Origin of the sequence: Acidovorax sp. sif1233 (assembly GCF_019218755.1) — a bacterium.
Classification (GTDB): Bacteria; Pseudomonadota; Gammaproteobacteria; order Burkholderiales; family Burkholderiaceae_C; genus Acidovorax.
Genome location: NZ_JAHUWZ010000001.1, coordinates 13,914 through 35,318, shown reverse-complemented (window position 1 = coordinate 35,318; position 21,405 = coordinate 13,914). Strand labels below are relative to the sequence as shown.

The 21,405-nt window shown below is 68.5% G+C and carries 18 protein-coding genes; 12 read left to right on the top strand and 6 right to left on the bottom strand.

Translation table 11 applies throughout. The features are described 5' to 3' along the window. Nucleotides 1–738, bottom strand: coding sequence for a hypothetical protein (locus tag KW843_RS00140; protein ID WP_218293081.1), 738 nt, complete (start codon nt 736–738; stop codon nt 1–3). Nucleotides 739–928: 190 nt separating this feature from the next. After that, a complete protein-coding gene (locus KW843_RS00135) occupies nt 929–2,518 on the bottom strand; it encodes a GMC family oxidoreductase (RefSeq protein ID WP_218293080.1) in 1,590 nt (529 codons plus the stop codon). Between the two features lie 116 nt (nt 2,519–2,634). On the opposite strand from KW843_RS00135, the gene KW843_RS00130 reads away from it, so the two are divergent. The 10 genes from KW843_RS00130 to KW843_RS00085 all read left to right on the top strand — a co-directional run bounded on the left by KW843_RS00130 (nt 2,635) and on the right by KW843_RS00085 (nt 11,566). After that, nucleotides 2,635–3,483, top strand: coding sequence for a 3-hydroxybutyryl-CoA dehydrogenase (locus KW843_RS00130; RefSeq protein WP_218293079.1), 849 nt, complete (start codon nt 2,635–2,637; stop codon nt 3,481–3,483). 83 nt (nt 3,484–3,566) lie between these two features. Then, nucleotides 3,567–4,388 carry a crotonase/enoyl-CoA hydratase family protein gene (locus tag KW843_RS00125; protein ID WP_218293078.1) on the top strand — a complete coding sequence of 274 codons (822 nt, stop codon included), beginning with the start codon at nt 3,567–3,569 and terminating at the stop codon, nt 4,386–4,388. Between the two features lie 185 nt (nt 4,389–4,573). After that, nucleotides 4,574–5,038, top strand: a complete 465-nt coding sequence (locus KW843_RS00120; RefSeq protein ID WP_218293077.1) for a MarR family winged helix-turn-helix transcriptional regulator — start codon at nt 4,574–4,576, stop codon at nt 5,036–5,038. 77 nt (nt 5,039–5,115) lie between these two features. Next, complete coding sequence (locus KW843_RS00115) at nt 5,116–5,532, top strand: organic hydroperoxide resistance protein (protein WP_218293076.1); 417 nt, start codon at nt 5,116–5,118, stop codon at nt 5,530–5,532. Nucleotides 5,533–5,535: 3 nt separating this feature from the next. Beyond that, nucleotides 5,536–5,922, top strand: coding sequence for a DUF1304 domain-containing protein (locus KW843_RS00110; RefSeq protein ID WP_218293075.1), 387 nt, complete (start codon nt 5,536–5,538; stop codon nt 5,920–5,922). A 145-nt stretch (nt 5,923–6,067) separates the two neighbouring features. Next, nucleotides 6,068–6,826 (top strand): metallophosphoesterase, encoded by a 759-nt coding sequence (locus tag KW843_RS00105; RefSeq protein ID WP_218293074.1) that lies wholly within the window; start codon nt 6,068–6,070, stop codon nt 6,824–6,826. A gap of 111 nt (nt 6,827–6,937) precedes the next feature. Further along, complete coding sequence (locus KW843_RS00100; protein ID WP_218293073.1) at nt 6,938–8,389, top strand: bifunctional serine/threonine-protein kinase/universal stress protein; 1,452 nt, start codon at nt 6,938–6,940, stop codon at nt 8,387–8,389. Nucleotides 8,390–8,463: 74 nt separating this feature from the next. Further along, a complete protein-coding gene (locus tag KW843_RS00095) occupies nt 8,464–9,564 on the top strand; it encodes a DUF2855 family protein (protein WP_218293072.1) in 1,101 nt (366 codons plus the stop codon). Nucleotides 9,565–9,609: 45 nt separating this feature from the next. Continuing rightward, on the top strand, nt 9,610–10,674 hold the full coding sequence (locus KW843_RS00090; RefSeq protein ID WP_218293071.1) for a serine/threonine protein kinase: 1,065 nt from the start codon (nt 9,610–9,612) through the stop codon (nt 10,672–10,674). A gap of 199 nt (nt 10,675–10,873) precedes the next feature. After that, nucleotides 10,874–11,566, top strand: coding sequence for a response regulator transcription factor (locus tag KW843_RS00085; protein WP_218293070.1), 693 nt, complete (start codon nt 10,874–10,876; stop codon nt 11,564–11,566). Nucleotides 11,567–11,776: 210 nt separating this feature from the next. On the opposite strand, the gene KW843_RS00080 is transcribed toward KW843_RS00085, so the two are convergent. Continuing rightward, on the bottom strand, nt 11,777–15,187 hold the full coding sequence (locus KW843_RS00080; protein WP_255594463.1) for an IPTL-CTERM sorting domain-containing protein: 3,411 nt from the start codon (nt 15,185–15,187) through the stop codon (nt 11,777–11,779). Between the two features lie 381 nt (nt 15,188–15,568). Here KW843_RS00080 and KW843_RS00075 point away from each other — a divergent pair, with 381 nt between their 5' ends. After that, entirely contained in the window at nt 15,569–15,877 is a 309-nt protein-coding gene (locus KW843_RS00075) for a hypothetical protein (RefSeq protein WP_218293068.1), read from the top strand. 146 nt (nt 15,878–16,023) lie between these two features. On the opposite strand, the gene htpG is transcribed toward KW843_RS00075, so the two are convergent. Continuing rightward, on the bottom strand, nt 16,024–18,000 hold the full coding sequence (gene htpG, locus KW843_RS00070; protein ID WP_218293067.1) for a molecular chaperone HtpG: 1,977 nt from the start codon (nt 17,998–18,000) through the stop codon (nt 16,024–16,026). 329 nt (nt 18,001–18,329) lie between these two features. On the opposite strand from htpG, the gene aqpZ reads away from it, so the two are divergent. Next, nucleotides 18,330–19,025 carry an aquaporin Z gene (gene aqpZ, locus KW843_RS00065; protein WP_218293066.1) on the top strand — a complete coding sequence of 232 codons (696 nt, stop codon included), beginning with the start codon at nt 18,330–18,332 and terminating at the stop codon, nt 19,023–19,025. An 11-nt stretch (nt 19,026–19,036) separates the two neighbouring features. On the opposite strand, the gene KW843_RS00060 is transcribed toward aqpZ, so the two are convergent. Together KW843_RS00060 and KW843_RS00055 are read right to left on the bottom strand one after the other, a co-directional pair. After that, nucleotides 19,037–19,972: an exopolyphosphatase gene (locus KW843_RS00060; RefSeq protein WP_218293065.1), complete on the bottom strand. Its 936-nt coding sequence runs from the start codon at nt 19,970–19,972 to the stop codon at nt 19,037–19,039. Between the two features lie 111 nt (nt 19,973–20,083). Next, nucleotides 20,084–21,373 (bottom strand): triacylglycerol lipase, encoded by a 1,290-nt coding sequence (locus KW843_RS00055; RefSeq protein ID WP_255594462.1) that lies wholly within the window; start codon nt 21,371–21,373, stop codon nt 20,084–20,086. Nucleotides 21,374–21,405: the final 32 nt, after the last annotated feature.

The following is a 21,405-nucleotide window of genomic DNA, read 5'->3' as shown; positions in this document are numbered from 1 at the left end:
TCAGTGCACCAGACCAGGCACCACCGGCAGGCCCAGGCTGCGCATCAGCTTGGTCCACTCGGGCTGCGTGAGGTGCGGCTGCACTTGCGCCAGCACGGCGGCCAGCACGGGGGCGGGCGCATGCTGCTGCATGTCCGACAGCATGGCCGTGCGCTCGGCCGGTGACATGTAGGGCACCATCCAGCGGGCTACCATCATCATTTCGTGCGGCGGGATCGAGGCCACCAGCGCATCGTGCACACCCGCCAGTTCCGCGTCGGTGTAGCACTGCCAGAGCACGCGGTTGTGCGCAGTCTCTTCCTCGTGCATGTGCTCGAAGTTGTGTGCCACAAACAGCGCCAGCTGGCGGTACAGGGCCAGGGTGGCCGCAGCCCGTGCGGGCTTGGCACAGGCCATGAGGTGGTTCACCCCGTCTGCCAAGGCCGTGATGGCCTGTTCGTGCTCCACATGCTCACCCGCAATGCTCTGGCTGGAGCCGGGCTGGCGCGCCTCCATGGCGGCGTGCACAAACTGGTTCTCGTGGTGCAGGTGCGCGCGGCACAGGTCCAGCAGCTGCATCACACGGTCGCAGGTGTGGGCGAACTCCAGGTCGTCCTCCACATCCATGCGACCCAGGCCCAGCAGCGTGTCGGCCATGAAGGCGCGCAGCGCCTTGTGGATGCTGGCGTACATGTCCATGCGGGGAGCGGCGGGCTGGGCTTGGGTCAGTGCGGCAATTTCGCGGGCATCAATCTTCATCTGCTTCTTTCATGGCCTCGTGGGGCCTCTCAACACCTTGCTTCTAGGGGTGCCGGGCCGGGTGCACCATGCACCCGCTTCCATGAAAAGAAGTCTAGAAAAGCGCGGCCGGTTTGCCTGTTAAAAACTCCTTAAGCAGACCTTCTTCGAACCTTAAAAACCGCGTTCAGTGCCGCAAATGTGAATTCCTTCACACCCGCGCACGCAGCAGGTCCACCGCCTTCTCCGCGATCATCACCGTCGGTGCGTTGGTATTGCCGCTCACGATGCGAGGCATGATGGACGCGTCCACCACGCGAAGGCCCGACAGGCCATGCACGCGCAGTTCGGCATCCACCACGTCCATGGGCCCCGTCCCCATGCGGCAGGTTCCCACGGGGTGGTAGATGGTGTCGGCGTACTGGCGGATGAACTGCTCGATCTCCACGTCGGTGCGCGCGTTGGCGGATGCCGCCAGCTCCTTGGCGCCGAACTTCGCCAGCGCAGGCTGCGCGAGGATCTCGCGCGTGCGCTGGAAGCCGCGCACCATGCGCCGCATGTCATCGGGGTCGGCGAGGAACTGCGGGTCCACCAGCGGCAGGGCCATGGGGTCTTTGCTCGCCAGCGTCACCGAGCCCCGGCTGCGCGGCTGCAGCAGGCACACGTGGGCCGAGTAGCCGTGGCCGAACACCGTCTTGCGGCCGTGGTCCACGAGCTTGCCGATCACGAAGTGCAGCTGCAGGTCGGGCGCGGGTTCGGACGGATCGCTCTTGATGAAGCCACCGGCCTCGGCGAAGTTGGTGGTCAGCATGCCCGTGCGGCTGCGCCGCCATTCGCGGATGCCGCGCAGGGTTTGCGCCATGCCCGAGAGCGACAGCCCGAACAGGTCCTTGAGCGCGGGCGCATCCATGACCTGCACCACGTCGGGATGGTCGTGCAGGTGCGCGCCCACGCCGGGCAGGCCATGCAGCACCGGGATGCCGTGGCTTTGCAGCTGCGCGCCCGGCCCCACGCCGGAGAGCATGAGCAGCTGCGGCGACAGCAGCGCCCCCGCGCTCAGCAGCACCTCGCGCGAGGCCTTCACCTGCCGCAGCGCGCCGCCCTGGCGGTATTCCACGCCCACGGCGCGCCGGCCGTCAAACAGGATGCGGGTGGCCTGCGCGCCGGTGACGACCTGGAGGTTGGGCCGTGCCAGATGCGGCGTGAGGTAGCCCTTGGCGGCGCTGTGGCGCTCGCCGTTCTTGTGCGTGACCTGGTACGGCCCCACGCCCTCCTGCGTGGCACCGTTGAAGTCGGGGTTGTACGGATGCCCGGCCTGCACCCCCGCGTCGGCGAAGTACTGGCTGAAGCGGTTTGGCGCGCGCAGGTCCGCCACGTTGAAGGGGCCGCCCTGGGCATGCCAGGCATCGGCGCCGCGCTCGTTGTTCTCGGCACGCAGGAAGTAGGGTTTCACATCCTCCCAGCCCCAGCCGGGATTGCCCTGGGCGGCCCAATGGTCGTAGTCGGCATGCTGGCCCCGGATATAGACCATCGCGTTGATCGAGCTGGAGCCCCCGAGCACCTTGCCGCGCGGCTGGTAGCCGCTGCGGTGGTTCAGCGCGGCCTGCGGCGTGGTGTTGAAGCCCCAGCCGTTGAGTTCGAACTTGGCCATCACGGCCAGCCCCGCGGGGCAATGGATGAGCACGCTGCTGTCGGCCGGGCCTGCTTCGAGCAGGCAGACCCGCACGGCGGGGTCCTCGGTCAGCCGGCCCGCCAGGACGGAGCCCGCCGAACCGCCGCCAATGACGATGTAATCGAACATGTTGTGTTGCCTCCTGCGCCGTACATGGCGGCGGTGTGGAGGCACGATAACCGAACGGGCGTTCGATTCGCTTTACCATGCTGCCCGTCTGTTTCACTTTGAAGAGAGCTCTCTATATGACGATTCGAACGGTTGGCATCATCGGCGCGGGCACCATGGGCAATGGCATTGCACAGGCCTGCGCGGTCTCTGGCATCGATGTGGTGATGGTCGACATCTCCGATGCCGCGGTGCAAAAAGGCCTGGCCACGGTGTCGGGCAGCCTGGACCGCCTGATCAAGAAGGACAAGATCACGGCGGCCGACAAGGACGCGGCGCTGGCGCGCATCAAGGTCTCCACCAGCTACGACGACCTCAAGGCCGCGCAGCTCGTGATCGAGGCCGCCACCGAGAACTACGAGCTCAAGCTCAAGATCCTGAAGCAGGTGGATGCGCTGGTCGCGCCCGAGGTGCTGATCGCCTCGAACACCTCCTCGATCTCCATCACCAAGCTGGCCGCCGCCACGTCGCGTGCCGACCGCTTCATCGGCATGCACTTCTTCAACCCCGTGCCCATGATGGCGCTGGTGGAGATCATCCGCGGCCTGCAGACCAGCGATGCCACGCACGACGCCGTGAAGGCCCTGGCCGAGGCCCTGGGCAAGAGCCCCATCACCGTGAAGAACGCGCCCGGCTTCGTGGTGAACCGCATCCTGGTGCCGATGATCAACGAGGCCTTCTTCGTGCTGGCCGAGGGCCTGGCCACGCCCGAGGACATCGACGCGGGCATGAAGCTCGGCTGCAACCAGCCCATCGGCCCGCTGGCGCTGGCCGACATGATCGGCCTGGATGTCTGCCTGGCGGTGATGGACGTCTACCTCACCGAGTTCGGCGACAGCAAGTACCGCCCCTGCCCGCTGCTCAAGGAAATGGTGGCCGCCGGCCGCCTGGGCCGCAAGACCGGCCAGGGCGTTTACACCTACTGAGGACCCCAGGCGCGCTGTCCCCCCGGGGACGGCGCGCCCATCGCGTTGGGTTTTCAATCATGGGCAAGGAGACATTTGCGCCCATGACCAGCAGCATCACCCCCACCACGCCCCCGGCCGAAGGCTGCATCGACACCCAGGTGCTCGGCCACATCCTGCTGATCGGCATCAACCGCCCGGCCAAGCGCAATGGCTGGACGCCGCCCATGTTCCGCCAACTGGCCGAGGCCTACACCCGGCTCGACGATGACCCAGAGCTGCGCGTGGGCGTGCTGCATGCCTTTGGCGACCACTTCACCGCCGGGCTGGACCTGCCCGCCGTGAGCGCCTACATGCAGCGCGGCGAAAAAGCCATCCCCGAAGGCCTGGTGGAGCCCCACGACTACGGCCTGCCCGGCTACCGGCGCCGCAGCAAGCCCATGGTGGTGGCGGTCAAGGGCATCTGCTTCACGGTGGGCATCGAGCTCATGCTGGGCGCCGACATCGTGGTCGCCGCCGATGACTGCCGTTTCTCGCAGATGGAGGTGCAGCGCGGCATCATGGCCACGGGCGGCGCCACGCTGCGCATGGCCGAACGCGCGGGCACCGGCAATGCGCTGCTGCATTTGCTGACCGCCGACGAGTTCGGAAGCAGCGAGGCGCTGCGCCTGAACTTCGTGCAGAAGGTGGTGCCCGCCGCGCAGGTGCTGGACGAGGCCATCGCCATCGCCCGGCGCATCGAGGCCCAGGCGCCACGGGCCGTGGTGGCCACGCGGCTCAACGTGCTCAAGGCCATCGAGCAGGGGCAGGCCGCCGCGGTGGCCGATTTCATTCCCGTGCAGAAGCAGCTGGCCAACAGCGAGGATGCGGCCGAGGGCGTGCGCGCCTTCGTTGAAAAGCGGCCCGCGCGTTTCACCGGGCGTTGACGGCCCGCAGAGGCCGCGGCCAGGCCGGGCCGGGCCGGGCCTCTTGCGCCTTGATGGCACGCGCGCTGCGCGCGGATAGCACCGCAGGCGAAAGGCCGCCGCGTCCGTCCGCAAAAACCAATCCAGCAACAAAAGATTACACAATTCAATTGCGCACAATTGAATTGCACCGCACAATCCACCCCATGGCACGCAGCAACACTTCCACCACCCCCAGCCCGGCAGCGCTGCGCCTGGACAACCAGGTGTGTTTCGCGCTGTATTCCGCCTCGCTGGCGATGACCAAGCTGTACAAGCCCCTGCTGGAGGCCGTGGGCCTGACCTACCCCCAGTACCTCGTGATGCTGGTGCTGTGGGAGCAGGATGGCGTGACCGTCTCCGACCTCGGCGAGCGCCTGTTCCTCGACTCGGGCACGCTCACCCCGCTGCTCAAGCGCCTGGAAACCTCGGGCCTGATCGCCCGCATCCGCGATGCGCAGGACGAGCGCCGCGTGCGCATCAGCCTCACGGCCCCGGGCCGGGCGCTGCGCGACAAGGCGGAAAGCATTCCGCCCTGCGTGCTCGAAAGCAGCCAGTGCACCCTGCCCGAGCTGACCGCCCTGACCGGCCAGCTCAAGACCTTCCGCGACCGGATCAACCCGCCGCGCTGACCCTTTTCTTTCACCGTTCGTTTCCACCCCCCGTCCGCATCGCGGACATTCATTGACCCACTGCAAAGGAAGACACCATGACGCAACTCGAAAAAGTCCTCTACACCGCCAAGGCCCACGTGACCGGTGGCCGTGACGGTGCCGCCAAGACCGATGACGGCCGCCTGGACGTCAAGCTGTCCTCGCCCGGCACCTCCGGTACCGGCACCAACCCCGAGCAGCTGTTCGCCTCGGGCTACGCAGCCTGCTTCATCGGCGCGATGAAGGCCGTGGGCGGCAAGATCGGCATCCCCGTGCCGCAGGACGTGTCCATCGACGCCGAAGTGGACCTGGGCCCCATCCCGAACGCCTACGGCATCGCCGCGCGCCTGGCCATCAGCCTGCCCGGCCTGGACAAGGCCACGGCCCAGAAGCTGGTGGACGCAGCCCACCAGGTCTGCCCCTACTCCAACGCCACGCGCGGCAACATCGACGTGACCATCACGCTGGTGTAAGCCATGGGCCGGCTGCTGCTTCCCCGCATCGCGGTGGCCCTCGTGGCCATCGAGCATGTGTACATCCTGGTGCTGGAGATGTTCTTCTGGAACAAGCCCCTGGGCCTGAAGACCTTCAACCTGACCCAGGAGCTGGCCGATGCCACCGTGACGCTGGCGGCCAACCAGGGGCTGTACAACGGCTTCCTGGCCGCCGGGCTGTTCTGGGGGCTGTTCACCGGCAACCGGCTGTTCAAGATCTTCTTCCTGGGCTGCGTGATCGTGGCCGGGGTCTTCGGCGCCGCCACCGCCGTGCCCAAGATCTTCTTCACCCAGGCGCTGCCGGCCATCATCGCCCTGGCCCTGGTGCTGGCCCTGGACAAGCCAGCGCGCCAGCGCAGCCTGCAATAGCTACAAAAATCATAGCTTCCAGCGCTTGCCAGCCAAGCGTTGGAAGCTATTTTTACGTGCGGCATGGCGCTCCCCGGCGCCCGGCCCGCGCGCTGCAAGCTGGCATTCAGCCACGCGCGCGATGATGGTGCCCAATACTCGCGCCATGAAGACCGCCCTCCTCTCCGACATCCACGCCAACCGCCAGGCCCTGGACGCCTGCCTGCAGCATGCCCGCGCGCAGGGCGCCCAGCGATTCGCCCTGCTGGGCGACCTCGTGGGCTACGGCGGCGACCCCGTGGCCGTGGCAGACCAGGCCATGGCGCTCGCGCAGAATGGCGCGCTGTGCGTGCTGGGCAACCACGACGCCATGGCGCTCGCGCCGCCCGCGACGCCCCGCAACCGCGCAGAGCTGGGCGCGCGGTGGACACACGACCGCCTCGCGTCGCGGCACCACGCCTTCCTGCAGGCCTTGCCGCTGACCGCGCGGCTGGGCGGCAACGCCCTGCTCGTGCACGCCAGCGCCGACGCACCTGCCCAGTGGCGCTACGTGGACGACTCCAACGCGGCCGAGCGCTGCATGATGGCGGCGCAGGCCATCGACCCCGCCATCCGCTATGTGTTCTGCGGCCATGTGCACGAGCAGGTGCTGTACTTCCTCACGCCCACCGCCAAGCTCATGCGCTTTGCGCCCGAGCCCGGCGTGCCCGTGCCCGTGCCGCCGCACCGCCAGTGGCTCGCCATCGTGGGCTCCGTGGGCCAGCCGCGCGACGGCGACGCACGCGCCATGTACGCGCTGTTCGACGACGCGGCGGCGCAGATCACCTTCCACCGGGTGCCGTACGACCACCTGGCCGCCGCGGCGGCCATCCGCGCGGCGGGCCTGCCCGGCTTCTATGCGGACCGCCTGGAAAAAGGCCAGTAGGGATGAAACACCCCCCTGAGCGGCCGCGCCGCTTCTCCCGCCCCCGCATCGCTGGGGGATGCGGGCAGGGGGACGGCGCCAGCGCGGCACGCGGCGCAAGGGAAAATCAACATGAAACTGCTTGAGCCCGGCACCGAGATCGACGGCTTTCGCGTGGCCGAATGCATCCACGCGGGCGGGATGGCGCATATCTATGCCGTGGAGTACGCGCAGGCAGGCCGCAGCCCCGGCTTTCCGATGGCGATGAAGATCCCGCGCATGACCGCGGGCGACGGCGCGGAGAACATCGTGGGCTTCGAGGTCGAACTGCAGATCCTTCCGGTCCTCACCGGCCCCCACGTGCCGCGCTTCGTCGCCGCCGGCGACCTGGTGCGCCTGCCCTACCTCGTCATGGAATACGTGCCGGGCCAGACGCTGCAGCACTGGCTGGACGGCGCCGCCGGTCCGGGCATGGCGCCCACCCCGCCAGAGACCATTGCGCGGCTGGGCGCGGCCATTGCCCACGCCGCGCACAGCCTGCACCAGCAGAACGTCTGCCACCTCGACCTCAAGCCGGCCAACGTGCTCATCAAGAGCGACGGCGACGCCGTGCTGCTGGACTTCGGGCTCTCGTGCCACGCGCACTACCCCGACCTGCTGGCCGAGGAAATGCGCCAGGCCGTGGGTTCGCCCACCTGGATCGCCCCCGAACAGGTGGTGGGCGTGCGCGGCGACCCGCGCAGCGACATCTTCGCCATCGGCGTGATGCTGTACGAGCTGGCCACCGGCGAGCTGCCCTTTGGCTCGCCCACCACGCAGGGCGGCCTGCGCCAGCGGCTGTGGATGACGCCCGCGCCCCCCCGCAAGCACCGCGCCGACATCCCGCCCTGGCTGCAGGAAGCCATCCTGCGCTGCCTGGAGCCCGAGGCCGCCAGCCGCTACCCCTCGGCCGCCCACCTGGCGTTCGACCTGACCCACCCGGCGCAGGTGCCCATCACCGCGCGCGGCCAGCGCACGCAGGGCACGCCGCTCACCACGCACCTGCGCCGCTGGGTGCGCGCGGCGGGCATGCACTACCAGCCCAGCCCCCTGCCCGCGCAGCAGATCGAGGAGACTCCCATCCTCATGGTGGCCGTGCCACATGCCGACGTGAGCGATGCCACGCTGTATTCGCTGCGCCAAGCGGTCGCGCGCTCGCTGGGCATCCGGCCCGGCGCGCGCCTGGCCTGCGTGACGGTGATCTCGCCCTCGGCCAGCAGCACGAGCGACAGCGAACGCAGCGAGACCACGCTGCACCGCCAGCACATGGCGCGCCTGCGGCAATGGGCGCAGGGGCTGGACCTGTCGGGCCACCACGCGAGCTACCACGTGCTGGAAGCCAGCGACGTGGCCCAGGCGCTGGTGCGCTACGCCGCCAGCAACCACGTGAGCATGATGATCCTGGGCGCGGCCACCCACGGCCTGCACACCCAGCGCTTCATCGCGACGGTGCCCATGCGCGTGGCGCGCGACGCGCCCTGCACCGTCATCCTGGTCAAGCAGTCGCTTCCGTTCGAGCAGCTGGCGCACCCCCTGGGCGGCTGAGCGGCCGGGCCGCGCTGTCGCGCAGGCGGCGCGGGCATCTTGAGCCGGTGGGGGGTTTCGTTTAGCGTCGCGGCATGAGCACCACCACCACCCTCCTCGTGCGCCAGGACCAGCTGGCCACCACCCGCCAGTGGGCCGCCGAAGAACCCGCACTCGCCGGGGGCCAGGTCCGCGTGCGGGTCGAACAGTTCGCCCTCACGTCCAACAACATCACCTACGCCGCGCTGGGGAACATGCTCAACTACTGGCAGTTCTTCCCCACCAGCGAGCCCGGCTGGGGCATCGTACCCGTGTGGGGGTTTGGCACGGTGACCGAGTCATCGCACCCCGACGTGGCGGTGGGCGAGCGGCTGTACGGCTACTGGCCCATGGGCACCCAGGCGGTGCTCTCGCCCCAGCGCGCCAACGCGGCCGGCTTCAGCGATGGTGCCCCCCACCGCGCGGGCCTGCACGCCGTCTACAACCACTACCTGCGCACCCGCACCGACCCGCTGTACCGCGCCGACAACGAGGACGTGCAGGCGCTGCTGCGGCCGCTGTTCATCACCTCGTGGCTCATCGACGACTTTCTGGCAGACCAGCAGTTCTTCGGCGCCAGGCGCATGCTGCTGTCCAGCGCGTCGAGCAAGACGGCCTACGGCACCGCGTTCCAGCTGGCGCAACGGGGCGGCATCGAGGTCGTGGGGCTGACGTCGCCGGGCAATGTGGCCTTCTGCGAAAGCCTGGGCTGCTACGACCGCGTGGTCACCTACGACGCGCTGGAATCGCAGCTCGACGGCGCCACGCCCAGCGTGTACATCGACTTCGCGGGCAGCGTGGGCCTGCGCCAGCGCATCCACGCCCACTTCACGGGCCTGGCCTACAGCTGCTCGGTGGGTGCAAGTCATGTGGGCGATCTGGGCGGCGCCGGCCAACTGCCCGGCCCGCGCCCGGTGATGTTCTTCGCGCCCGCCCAGGTCAAGAAGCGCCACACCGACTGGGGTGCGCAGGGCCTCAACGACCGCCTGGTGGCGGCCTGGAACCAGTTCAGCGCCGCCGTACAGACCGCCTCCAACCCCTGGCTGGTGGTGCACAACCATGAGGGGCCCGAGGCCACGCAGGCGCTGTTTGCCGCCGTGCTGGCCGGCAGCGGCGACCCGCGCGCCGGGCACATCGCCACCATGCTGCCCCGCTGACACGCAACGCGCGGGACATGCCGGGGCGGGCGGCGACAATGGGGCATGACCCCATTGCCTCCCGACACCGCGCCCGACACTCGCCCCCCCGCCGACCAGCACCCCTACGCCCGCCTCACTCCCGACCAGGTGCTGGACGCGCTGGCCGGCGTGGGCCTGTATGGCGACGGGCGCCTCATGGCCCTGTCGTCGTACGAAAACCGGGTGTACCAAGTCACGCTGGAAGACGGCGAGCGCGTGGTGGCCAAGTTCTACCGCCCGGGCCGCTGGAGCGAGGCGCAGATCCTGGAAGAGCACGCCTTTGCCGCCGAGCTGATGGCCGCCGAGGTGCCCGCCGTGGGGCCCCTGGTGCTGAACGGCAGCACCTTGCACCAGCACGACGGGTTTGCGTTTTCGGTCAGCCCCTGGCGCGGCGGCCGCCAGCCCGAGCTGGATGACTTCGAGGTGCTCGAATGGATCGGCCGCTTTCTCGCCCGCATCCATACCGTGGGCGCGGCCCGGCCGTTTGTGCACCGCCCGCTGCTGGACGTGCAGACCTTTGGCACGGCGTCGTACGACTGGCTGCTTGCCCGGGAAATCATCCCGCTCGACATGCAGGCCCAGTGGAAGGCCCAGTGCGAAAAAGCTCTTGAATTGATAGCTGCCAGCGCTTATCCATCAAGCGCTGGAGCCCCATTTAGCTTGAAAGATGCCACCCCCATCCGCCTGCACGGCGACTGCCACCCCGGCAACATCCTCTGGACGCCGCTGGACGAATGGGGCCGGGGCGGCCCGCACTTCGTGGACCTGGACGACGCCCGCATGGGCCCGGCCGTGCAGGATCTGTGGATGCTGCTGTCGGGCGACCGGCGCCAGCGCACCCACCAGCTCGGCGCCCTGATCGACGGCTACGAGCAGTTCCGCGGCTTCGACCGCCGCGAGCTGGCGCTCATCGAGCCGCTGCGCACGCTGCGCCTGATCCACTACAGCGCCTGGCTCGCGCGCCGCTGGCAGGACCCGATCTTCCCGGTCAACTTCCCGTGGTTCGGCACCAGCGACTACTGGCGCGGGCAGGTGGACATGCTGATCGAGCAGATCGAGGCCATGCAGGAAGAGCCCCTGTCCGCCTGAGGCAGCCCCGCGGCCTGCGTGCCGCGCCACGGGGTTCACGCCGCGGGTGCCGGCGATGCCCTTGGCGCCTCTTCATTGCAAACGATTGTCAACCCGTGTGCACGCGGGTGCGATGTCGCGCACCATCAGAAAAACGACCTTCAAGAAGGGCATTTTTCTGACTTGCGAAGGGCCTCCAGGCCCGAAGACTCACACCACCATGCGCATTGCCGTCCTCAACGACGACCCCCTCCTGCCCGACATGATCAAGGGCGCCCTCGAGCGCCTCCACCACGTGTGCCACTTCTATGCCAGCGGCGCGAGCCTGCTCAAGGACGTGCGCCACGAGACCTTCGATCTGCTGATCGCAGACTGGCATCTTCCCGACATGAACGGGATCGAGGTCATACAGCGCATGCGCGAGATGATCGGGCACCAGCTTCCCATCCTGCTGGTCACCCGGCGCAACGAGGAGCGCGACGTGATCGAGGCCCTCAACCGGGGCGCCGACGACTTCATGACCAAGCCGGTGCGCATGGGCGAGCTGGTGGCACGCGTCTCGGCCCTGCTGCGGCGGGCCTACCCGCAGACCATGGGCGAGGCGCTGGTCTTCGGCCCCTACCGCTTCGACGCGGAGCGGCGGCTGCTGACCCTGCACGGCGCTCCGCTGGCGCTGAAGAACCGCGAGTACGAACTGGCCCTGTTCATGTTCCGCAACGCGGGGCGGCTGCTGTCCCGCGCGCACCTGCGCGAAGTCGTGTGGGGCGAAATCAGCGAGGCGGCTTCGCGCTCGCTCGACACCCATGTATCGCGCCTGCGCGCCAAGCTGCAGCTGACCCCGGGCAACGGCTACACGATCACCGCGATCTACGGCATGGGCTACCGGCTGGACGCCGCGGATTCGCGCGGCTAGACGGCCCCCGCGCCCTCCCCCGCCAGCGTGCGGGCCGGCCCACGCGGCGCACACGCAGCCCGCGGCACACACCCGGCGGACCTCCCGCACCCCACACGCATCCCGGAATGAAAAAAGGCCAGCACGCAGGCAGCGTGCTGGCCTTGGACCGGGCCGCGAGCAGCAGGCTATCCCGGCGCGATCACCGCGATAGCCGCTGCCACGCGCGCACTACCGGCGGCGACCCACGGCAGGGTGCTGCCAGGCCATCAGCCCCAGCAGGACCGCCAGCAGGATCAGGCCCCACTCGGACAGCGTGGGGATGCTGCTGGTGGTGTTGGACACCGTGGTCGTGGCGCTGGCCGTGTTGTTGGGCGGGTTGGTATCGCCCGGCGCATCCACGGTGGCGGAGTTCACCAGCGGACGTGCGCCGCTGTAGGGGGACGACAGCATGGTGCTGATCGTGAAGGTGCGCGAAGCCCCTACCGCCAGTGGGCCGACCGCACAGCGCACGGTGCCCGAGGCATTGACGCACCCGGCAGCGGAGACGAAGTTGACACCCGCCGGCAGCACATCCACCACCTGCGCGCCATCGCTGGCCAGCGGGCCGTTGTTGGTCACCACCAGCGTGTAGTCCAGCGCCGCGCCCGGTGCGATCGGGCCTGCGGGCGCCGTCTTGGTCAGGGCCAGGTCCGTGGCCACGGTGAAGCGGCGCGCGGTCGTGTCATGCGTCACCACGTTGTTGGCCAGCGTGGTCTCGGTTTCCTCCACCACCACGCTCGCCTGGTTGAACGCGGTGCCGCTCGTGGCCCCCGCGACGGTGAGGGTTTCAGCGCGCATCACGTAGGTGATGGTGGCGCTCTGGCCGCTGCTGAGCCCTGGGAAGGAGCAGATCAGCGTGCCGCTGGTCGCACCCACCGCGGGCTCGGTGCAGGAGCCGCCCGCATTCACCGTGAGCGAGCCCCGGTAGCTGAAGGTGGCCGTCGGCGAGGAGCCCGGCGCGGGGAACACGTCGGTCATCACCACGTTGGTGCCGAAGGACGGGCCGCTGTTGTTCACCGTGATCGTGTACGTCGTCGACTGCCCCAGGTCCACCGGGTCGGAGCTGTCCACCTTGTTCACCAGGATGTCCAGCTGCGGCGCCGTGACGGGCGTCGTGGTGGTGGCGCTGTTGTTGGCCAGGCTCGACTCGGTGGTGGCCGTGGTCGCAGCGACGCTGTTGACCACGCTGCTGCCTGCCGCGTTGCCCAGGGGACGCATGCGGTAGTTCACCGTCTGCTGCACGCCGGCATTGATGCTGGCCCAGTTGCAGGTGAGCGTTCCGCCCACCGTGCCTGCCGCGATGGGGACGCAGCTGCCGCCCCCGCTCACGCTCACCACGTCGATAAAGGCGGCATTGGACGGCAGGGTGTCCACCATCTGCACGGTCTGTGCCGTGGAAGGCCCCGTGTTGCCGATGGTCGCCACGAAGGTGATGGGCGCACCGGCCGCGACCGTGGAGGGCGTGGCCGTCTTGGCGGCGGTCACGTCCACGATGGCCGTGACCTGGCTGGTCACGCTGCCGCTGTTGTTGGCCTGGTTGGGGTCGCCCACGTCGGCGGAACGCACGGTGGCGATGTTGGTGCGCGGGCCGGTGGCGGCGATGCTGGGGCGCACCACCACGGTCACCGTGGCCTGCGCGCCGGAGTTCAGCGTGCCCAGGTTGCAGCTCAGGTTCTGCGAGGTGCCGTTGGTGACGCCGTTGGGCGTGCAGCTGCCCTGCGAGGCCACAGCGGACTGGAAGCCGCCGGTGGTCACCAGGCTGGCCAGCGTGTCCGACACGATGACATTGCTGGCGGCCGCCGGGCCGACGTTGTCGACCGTGATGACGTAGGTCAGGTTCTGGCCCGCGACCACGGGGTCCGGCGCTGCGGTCTTGGACACGACGCGCAGGTCGGCCTGGGTGGCGGTGGCGGTGACGCCCACGCCCACGCAGTTGTTCGTCCCGTTGCTGTCCACTCGCGCACCTCCCCCCAGCGCCACGCAGGCATTGTTGGTGACGGTACCCGCGCTGGCCAGCACGCCGGACACCGTGACGGCAGGCGCATTGGAGTTCGCGTTCAGGCCCGTGGAGCGGGTGCAGTTCCAGGCTGCCACGCCGTTGCCGACAAAGGGCAGTGCATCGCAGGTCCAGCCCGTGGCGCTGACAAGGCTGTTGAGCGTCACACCGGCAGGCACCACGTCGGAGATGGTGATCGCCTGGCCGTTGGGTACCGCCAAGGGGCCGGTGTTGCGCGCCGTCAGCGTGTAGTTGAACGCCTGGCCCGGCACTACCGGGTTGATGCTGGCCGTCTTGGTCAGCTGCATGTCCGCATCGTTGCTGGCCGTCACGTTGACCGAGTCCGAGTTGTTCGCGGGCACCGGGTCGGCCAGCGGCGTGTTGACGGCGGCCGTGTTGCCCAGCGTGCCCGCGCTGTTGGCCGTGGCGGTCACGGTGATGACGGGCATGTTGGTGAAGTTGGCACCGGTGTACTCCGTGCGCGTGCAGGTGATCGTGGCGTCACAGGTCCAGCCCGTGCCCACGGCGGACACGAAGGTGAGCCCCGCGCCCAGCGTATCGGTCACCGTGACGGGCCGGCCCACCAGCGACTCCCCGCCATTGAGGCGCGGCGTGAGCGTGTACACCACGTTGGTGCCCTGGGCCACATTGGAGCTGGCGGCGCTCTTGGTGATGGCCACATCGGCACCGGAGGCGGAAGTCACGTCGGCGGAGGTGGTGTTGTTGGAGGTGTTGCCGTCCGGCATGGCCGAGTTGTCGGGCTTGAGGCCGTCGATGGCGAATGCGGCGGTCACCGTGCCGTTGACGTTGGACACGGCGGGGACCGTCAGCACGGCGGCGGACGCTCCATTGGCGAGCGTGCCCGCGCGGGTGCAGGTCACCGTGCCGCTGTTCAGCGGGTAACCGCCCGAGGCCGTGCACGACCAGCCCGTGCCCGTGGGCGTCGACGTGATGGAGGCGCCGGCCGGCACGGTGAAGGTGATGCGCTGGCTCCCATCGGCCGCATTCGGGCCGTTGTTCGCAGCCTGCAGCGCATAGCTGTAGGCCTGCCCGGCCACCACGTTGGCCGTGGAAGGCGTGGCCACGAGCGCCAGGTCGGCCGCCTGCGTGGCGGTGGTGTCCTGCACGCTGTTGACATTGTTGCTGGTGTTGGGATCGGACGTGGCGCTGGAGGCCGTGGCGGTGTTGGTCCACACGCCCGCGGAAGGCAGCCGCACGCGGATCGTCACGGTCTGGTTGGTGTTGAACGCGATGTTGCCCACGGCGCAGTTGACGGTGCCGCCAGCCTCGCTGCACGAGCCCGCCGTGGTGTTCACGTCGATGAACGTGGAGCCCGCGGGAAGGGTGTCCACCAGCGTGACGCCGGTGGCGCCGTTCGGGCCGTTGTTGTCGATGCGCAGCGTGTACGTGAAGATGCCTCCGGCGGGCCCCGGGTCCGGGGAATCCGCATGGTTCACCACCAGGTCGGCGGACTGCGCCAGGGCGGCCCCGGCAAACAACCCGCTGGCCAGCAAGAGCCAGCGGAAGCGGCGCACGGCGCGCTGCGCGGGCGCAGCCGCAGGAACCTCGCGTGCCTGCGCGGTGGCATCGCTGGCAGGCTGCATGGACCCGCTGGATGTCTGCGCGCGCCAGGGAGCGCGGCCGCTCGTCCATAGTCGCGTCAATCGATAGGGCATTGAATTCTCCTGAAGTGGATGGCTCGAACTTCCGGCCACGCCGCGACCTCACCAGGCCCCTCAGGGCTGGCAAAAAATGCGAGGGAGTGCGTGAACGCGCCTGGGCCGCCATGGGCAAAGGCAGGGCCTGAATTTATCGAGCGCGGCAGGCGTAATCCGCGCAGAAACAATCGTTAACGTTCGTGAACCGTATTGCGTATTGTTTCCACCACGCCGGCCGTGGCGCGCAGGCGCCCCCGGACAGTGGACCGGTTCCACGGCACTGGGCTATGCTGCGCCATCCCAGATCCCCAGCGAGTTGCCCCGGCCATGAAGGATTTGTTCCGCAACCTCTTTTCCATCCGCCAGCAGCGCCGGCCTGCCCCGGTGGGGCCCTTGCCGGCGGTGGGCACGTTCATCATCCGGGGGCCGGTCAAGATGGCGATCACCTGCCCCGTGCCGCCCGAGCTCTGGGACTGGCTGGTGCTCTCGGGCTGGCGCAACCTGCCCGTCAAGAATGACCGGCGCAAGGGGCTGCTGGCGCCGCAGGGCGCGCTCAAGGAGCTGATCGACGCCGACCCGCAGGAGCGCAACCGCGCGCACGACCGCCTGCTGGAGCAGGCGCGGCCGGAGGATTGAGGCGCACCGCCCCCGCCCGCTGGCGCGGAGGACGCCAGCGCCGGCGCAAAAAAACCCCGTGATGCCCTGGCATCGACGGGGTTTGCTCTATTTTTAATAGCTACCGGCGCTTGATGGCCGGTCTCCAGAAGCCTATTTCATCCCCGTCACACCAGCAGCGCATTCACCCGCCGCACGTAGGCCGCCGGGTCTTCGGGCAGGCCGCCTTCGGCCAGCAGCGCCTGGTCGAACAGGATGTGCGCGAGGTCGTGGAAATGCACGCTGCCGTCGAGCTTCTTGACCAGCGCATGCTCGGCATTGACCTCCAGCACGGGCTTGGTCTCCGGCGCCTGCTGGCCCGCCTGCTTGAGCATGCGCGCGAGCTGGGTGCTCATGCCATCGTCCTGCACCACCAGGCACGCGGGTGAATCGACGAGGCGCGTGGTCACGCGCACGTCCTCGGCCTTGTCCTTGAGCGCCTCCTTGAGCTTGGCGAGCACGGGCTTGAAGGTCTCGGCGGCCTCTTCGGCGGCCTTCTTCTCGGCCTCGTCCTGCAGCTTGCCCAGGTCCACCGCGCCCTTGGCCACGCTTTGCAGCGGCGTACCGTCGAATTCGTGCAGGTAGTTCAGCGCCCACTCGTCCACGCGGTCGGTCATGAGCAGCACCTCGATGCCCTTCTTCTTGAAGACTTCGAGCTGCGGGCTGTTCTTGGCCGCCGCCAGGGTGTCGGCGGTGATGTAGTAGATGGCCTCCTGGCCTTCCTTCATGCGGGCCTTGTAATCGGCAAAGCCCACGGTGGCGGTGTCGCTGGTGGTGGACGCAAAACGCAGCAGCTTGGCCAGGCGCTCGCGGTTGCCAAAGTCTTCGCCCAGGCCTTCCTTGAGCACGGCGCCGAATTCGGCGTAGAACTGGCTGTACTTGCCTTCCTTGGCCTTGTCGTCGGCGTCGACCACATCGGTCACGCCGTCGTCGCCCGCCGTGGCCTCATGCTTGTCGTGCTTGGCCAGGTCTTCCAGCATGCTGAGCACGCGCTTGGTCGAGCCTTCGCGGATGGCGCGCACGTCGCGGCTTTCCTGCAGCAGCTCGCGGCTCACGTTCAGCGGCAGGTCGGCCGAGTCGATCACGCCCTTGACGAAACGCAGGTAGGTGGGCATCAGCGCCTCGGCGTCGTCCATGATGAACACGCGCTTGACGTACAGCTTCACGCCGGCCTTCTTGTCCCGGTTCCACAGGTCGAACGGCGCCTTGGCGGGGATGTACAGGAGCTGCGTGTACTCGGTGTTGCCCTCGACGCGGTTGTGCGCCCAGGTCAGCGGGGCTTCATGGTCGTGGCTGATGGTCTTGTAGAACTCGGCGTACTGCTCGTCGGTCACGTCCTTCTTGGGGCGGGTCCACAGGGCGCTGGCCTTGTTGATGGTTTCCCACTCGCCGGTCTTGACCATGCCGCCGGGCTGGCGGCCGCCGGCTTCGTCGCCGGGGGTGATGAGCTCGCCGTCTTTCCACTCTTCCTTTTCCATCAGGATGGGCAGGCTGATGTGGTCCGAATACTTGGCGATGACGGACTTGAGCTTCCAGGCGTTGAGGTATTCCTCGGCGTCGTCGCGCAGGTGCAGGATGATGCTGGTGCCGCGCTGCGGACGGGTGATGGTTTCCACCTCGAAGTCGCCCGTGCCGCCGCTCACCCAGCGCACGCCTTCGCCGGCAGGCAGGCCCGCGCGGCGCGACTCGACCGTGATCTTGTCGGCCACGATGAAGCCCGAATAGAAGCCCACGCCGAACTGGCCGATGAGCTGCGCGTCCTGCTTCTGGTCGCCCGAGAGCTTGCCCATGAAGTCCTTGGTGCCGCTCTTGGCGATGGTGCCCAGATGCTCGATGGCCTCCTGCTGGCTCATGCCGATGCCGTTGTCGGTGATGGTGAGCGTCTTCGCGTCCTTGTCGAAGGTCACGCGCACTTCCAGGTTGGGAGCGTCCTCGAACAGCGCGGAATTGTTCAGGCCTTCGAAGCGCAGCTTGTCACACGCGTCCGAGGCGTTGGAGATCAGCTCGCGCAGGAAGATCTCCTGGTTGGAGTACAGCGAGTGCGTGACAAGGTGCAGCAGCTGGGCCACTTCGGCCTGGAAAGACAGGGTCTGTTTGGTGCTCATGGTGTCTTGGAGATTGCTGTGTAAGGTGCAAGGGAACGCCTTTCACGGGCCACGGGGGTGGCGAGGAAAGGCGTTCGCGCGTGTTCACCTCGGGGCGGACTGGCTGATTTCAAGGGTGTTTCGCACACGGCGGCCTCCGGCGCGGCCTGCCGTCCGTCCCTGCAGACGGCGGGCAGGCGGGGCCGGGCGCTGAAGATTGTTGACAATTTGCAGGCAACTGGCAGTATTTTTTGTCATTTGCCCCCCATAAGATGCACGCGCCGCCGCTGTTCCGAAGGGAGCAGCCTTCCAGAACCCTGTGCCCTTTTTTCTTTCGGAGCCGTCCTGCCATGCCCACATCCCTTCAAAAATGGTCCGCCGAGTTCCTCGGCACGTTCTGGCTGACCCTGGGCGGCTGCGGCAGCGCCGTGCTGGCCGCGGCCTTTCCTCAGCTGGGCATTGGTTTTGTCGGCGTGTCCCTGGCCTTTGGCCTCACGGTGCTGACGGGGGCCTATGCCCTGGGACCGATCTCGGGCGGGCACTTCAATCCCGCCGTGTCGGTGGGGCTGGCGCTGGGTGGCCGCTTCAAGGCGTCCGAGCTGCCCGGCTACGTGCTGGCCCAGGTGCTGGGCGCCATCGCCGCGGCGGGCGTGCTGTACCTCATCGCCACCGGCAAGCCGGGCGCGGACATCGGGGGTTTCGCCACCAACGGCTATGGCGAACACTCCCCCGGCGGCTATGGCCTGGTGGCCGCCGTGGTGACGGAGGTCGTGCTGACGGCCGTGTTCCTCATCGTGATCCTGGGCGCCACGGCCAAACGCGCGGCCAGCGGCTTTGGCGGGCTGGCGATCGGCCTGTGCCTCACGCTCATCCACCTGATCTCCATCCCGGTGACCAACACCTCGGTCAACCCCGCGCGCAGCACCGGCCCGGCGCTGTTTGGCCCGGCCTATGCGCTGTCGGAACTGTGGGTGTTCTGGGCAGCGCCCATCGCAGGCGCGCTGCTGGGCGCCGCCATCTACCGCGCGCTGCTCAGCGACGACTGAGGGGGCGGGCTTCAGCCCTCGATCGTGATGCGCTGCACCAGCGTCTGCAGGATCTTGTCGGCCTTGTCGTTGGCCACCTGGCAGGTGCCCGCGGCCGCATGCCCGCCGCCGCCAAACTCCAGCATGAGGTTGCCGATGTGCACCTGGCTGCTGCGGTCGAGGATGGACTTGCCCGTGGCGAACACCGTGTTCTGCTTTTGCAGGCCCCACATCACGTGGATGGAGATGTTGCACTGGGGGAACAGCGCGTAGATCATGAAGCGGTTGGTGGCCCAGATGGTTTCTTCCTCGCGCAGGTCCAGCACCACCAGCTTGCCGATGCGGATGGCGCAGCGCTGCAGCTGCTCCTGGGCCTTGGGGGCATGGTCGCGGTACAGCTGCACGCGCTCCTGCACGTCGGGCAGAGCCAGGATGTCGGCGATGTCGTGGTCGCGGCAATACTGGATGAGGTCCATCATCAGCGCATAGTTGCTGATGCGGAAGTCGCGGAAACGCCCCAGTCCCGTGCGCGAATCCATCATGTAGTTCAGCAGCACCCAGCCCTGGGGGTCCAGGATGTCTTCGCGGGAGTACTGGGCGGAGTCGGCCTGGTCCACCGCCGCCATCATTTCGTCGGTGATGCGCGGAAAGGCCGCCTTGCCGCCGTAGTGGTTGTAGACCACGCGGGCCGCCGACGGCGCATGGGCCTCGATGATGTGGTTTTCGTCGCGCCGGCCCGAGTTGCGCACGGTTTCCGATTCGTGGTGGTCGAAGACCAGGTGGGCCCCCGGCACATAGGGCAGGTTGGTGGTGATGTCGCGGCTGGTGATGGCGATCTTGCCGTCCTGCATGTCCTTCGGGTGCACGAAGGTGATCTCGTCGATGAGATTGAGCTCATTGAGCAGCACGGCACACACGAGGCCGTCGAAGTCGCTGCGGGTTACCAGCCGGTATTTCACGTCGCTCACTAGTTTCTCCTTGTCACATATTCATGGCCACATGGTAGCCGCGGGCCAAGGCCCCACAAGGCCGTTGGCGTGGAAAAGCGGACCACCGGACCGCTTTCCTCCCTTTGCCGCTCACGCGGGCCGAAGCCACTGCTCCAGCTGCCGCGCCACGCCCGCATCGCCCAGCAGCGCCAGATGGCCCATCCGGTGGAACACGGCCTGCCGATCCTTGGCAAAACCCAGGGTCCGCCGCGCATCATCGTGGATGCCCAGGGCACTGTGCAACGGCACCAACCCGTCGCCCACCAGCCGCTCGGCCACCGGACTGCGCCGCGCGGCCAGCGTGGCGGCGACGGCATGGCAGGCCACGCCCTCGGGCAGCGGCACCGGAACGCGCCGGTCAGGCTGCCGGTGAAAGCGGTCGCGCCCCTGCCCGTCGGATTCCAGCACGTGGCCGTGGCGCAGGTCGGTGATGCCCGCGCTGCGCAGCTGCGCCAGCCGTGCGAAGGGGCGCGAATACGGCGTGCTGCCCAGCAGGATGTCCACCCAGTGGCCGGCTTTTTCCAGCGGCGCGCCATGGTGGGGCGTGCCCAGGCACACCAGGTGGCGCAGCAGCGCCGGCCAGCCCAGCCCCTGCGCCACCGCCTGGTGGCACGCACTGCGCGCGACCAGCCCGCCCATGCTGTGGGCCAGCACCGCCACCTCCGTCACGGGCACCGGCCAGTCCCTCACGAGGGATTCCAGCTGCGCCGCGAGCTCCGCGCCATTGGCGCAGGTGTGCAGGCCCGTGTTGTAGCGCAGGTAGACCGGCGTGCAGCCCAGCGCCTGCGCGAGGTAGGCGCCATGGTCATGGCCGCCGTGCCGCCACTGCAGATCGTTCATGCACAGGCCGTGGACCAGCACCAGCACCTTGCCGGTGGCCGCGCCGCTGGCGGCCAGGGCGGGCAGGTCGAGCGGCAGCCCCTCCCGGTGGAACCCCATGCGGGTGCACAGCGGGTTGCCGTCGCGCTGGAGGCGGTCCCCCATCACGCCGTTGAGGGCGGCCAGCACGGCCTCGCGCTCCCACTGCACGCCGGTGTGCGGCACGGCAGGCTCGAAAAACGGCTCCAGCCGCGCCAGGCCCGCCTGCAGCCCTGCATCCACGAGCCATGTCACGCCCCGAATGCTCTGGTAGACCAGCCCCGTGAGGCCCCGCGCCTGCCCGGGCTGCGCCCCGCCATGCAAACCGAGGGTGCCCAGCACCGACTGGTGCACGCCCTCGGCCACGCGGCTGATGCCCGTGGTGGCCTGCGTGGCCAGCCGTGCCACGCCGCGCAGGTCGGAAACGCGCAACTGCCGCAGGGGGCCAGGCGTGGAAGGTTCGGCGGGGCGCCTTGCCCCGGGGCCGGCTGCATTGGCGCCGCGGCGCGGTGATGGGGACATGGGTGGAAAGGCTCCGTTCAGGAATGGTCAAG

Coding starts and splice junctions, on each gene's coding strand:
- KW843_RS00120 (WP_218293077.1), top strand. CDS start 4,574: ATGGCACGCAGCAACACTTCCACCACCCCCAGCCCGGCAGCGCTGCGC.
- KW843_RS00115 (WP_218293076.1), top strand. CDS start 5,116: ATGACGCAACTCGAAAAAGTCCTCTACACCGCCAAGGCCCACGTGACC.
- KW843_RS00125 (WP_218293078.1), top strand. CDS start 3,567: ATGACCAGCAGCATCACCCCCACCACGCCCCCGGCCGAAGGCTGCATC.
- KW843_RS00055 (WP_255594462.1), bottom strand. CDS start 21,373: ATGTCCCCATCACCGCGCCGCGGCGCCAATGCAGCCGGCCCCGGGGCA.
- KW843_RS00130 (WP_218293079.1), top strand. CDS start 2,635: ATGACGATTCGAACGGTTGGCATCATCGGCGCGGGCACCATGGGCAAT.
- KW843_RS00110 (WP_218293075.1), top strand. CDS start 5,536: ATGGGCCGGCTGCTGCTTCCCCGCATCGCGGTGGCCCTCGTGGCCATC.
- htpG (WP_218293067.1), bottom strand. CDS start 18,000: ATGAGCACCAAACAGACCCTGTCTTTCCAGGCCGAAGTGGCCCAGCTG.
- KW843_RS00095 (WP_218293072.1), top strand. CDS start 8,464: ATGAGCACCACCACCACCCTCCTCGTGCGCCAGGACCAGCTGGCCACC.
- KW843_RS00080 (WP_255594463.1), bottom strand. CDS start 15,187: ATGCAGCCTGCCAGCGATGCCACCGCGCAGGCACGCGAGGTTCCTGCG.
- KW843_RS00140 (WP_218293081.1), bottom strand. CDS start 738: ATGAAGATTGATGCCCGCGAAATTGCCGCACTGACCCAAGCCCAGCCC.
- KW843_RS00085 (WP_218293070.1), top strand. CDS start 10,874: ATGCGCATTGCCGTCCTCAACGACGACCCCCTCCTGCCCGACATGATC.
- aqpZ (WP_218293066.1), top strand. CDS start 18,330: ATGCCCACATCCCTTCAAAAATGGTCCGCCGAGTTCCTCGGCACGTTC.
- KW843_RS00090 (WP_218293071.1), top strand. CDS start 9,610: ATGACCCCATTGCCTCCCGACACCGCGCCCGACACTCGCCCCCCCGCC.
- KW843_RS00105 (WP_218293074.1), top strand. CDS start 6,068: ATGAAGACCGCCCTCCTCTCCGACATCCACGCCAACCGCCAGGCCCTG.
- KW843_RS00075 (WP_218293068.1), top strand. CDS start 15,569: ATGAAGGATTTGTTCCGCAACCTCTTTTCCATCCGCCAGCAGCGCCGG.
- KW843_RS00135 (WP_218293080.1), bottom strand. CDS start 2,518: ATGTTCGATTACATCGTCATTGGCGGCGGTTCGGCGGGCTCCGTCCTG.
- KW843_RS00100 (WP_218293073.1), top strand. CDS start 6,938: ATGAAACTGCTTGAGCCCGGCACCGAGATCGACGGCTTTCGCGTGGCC.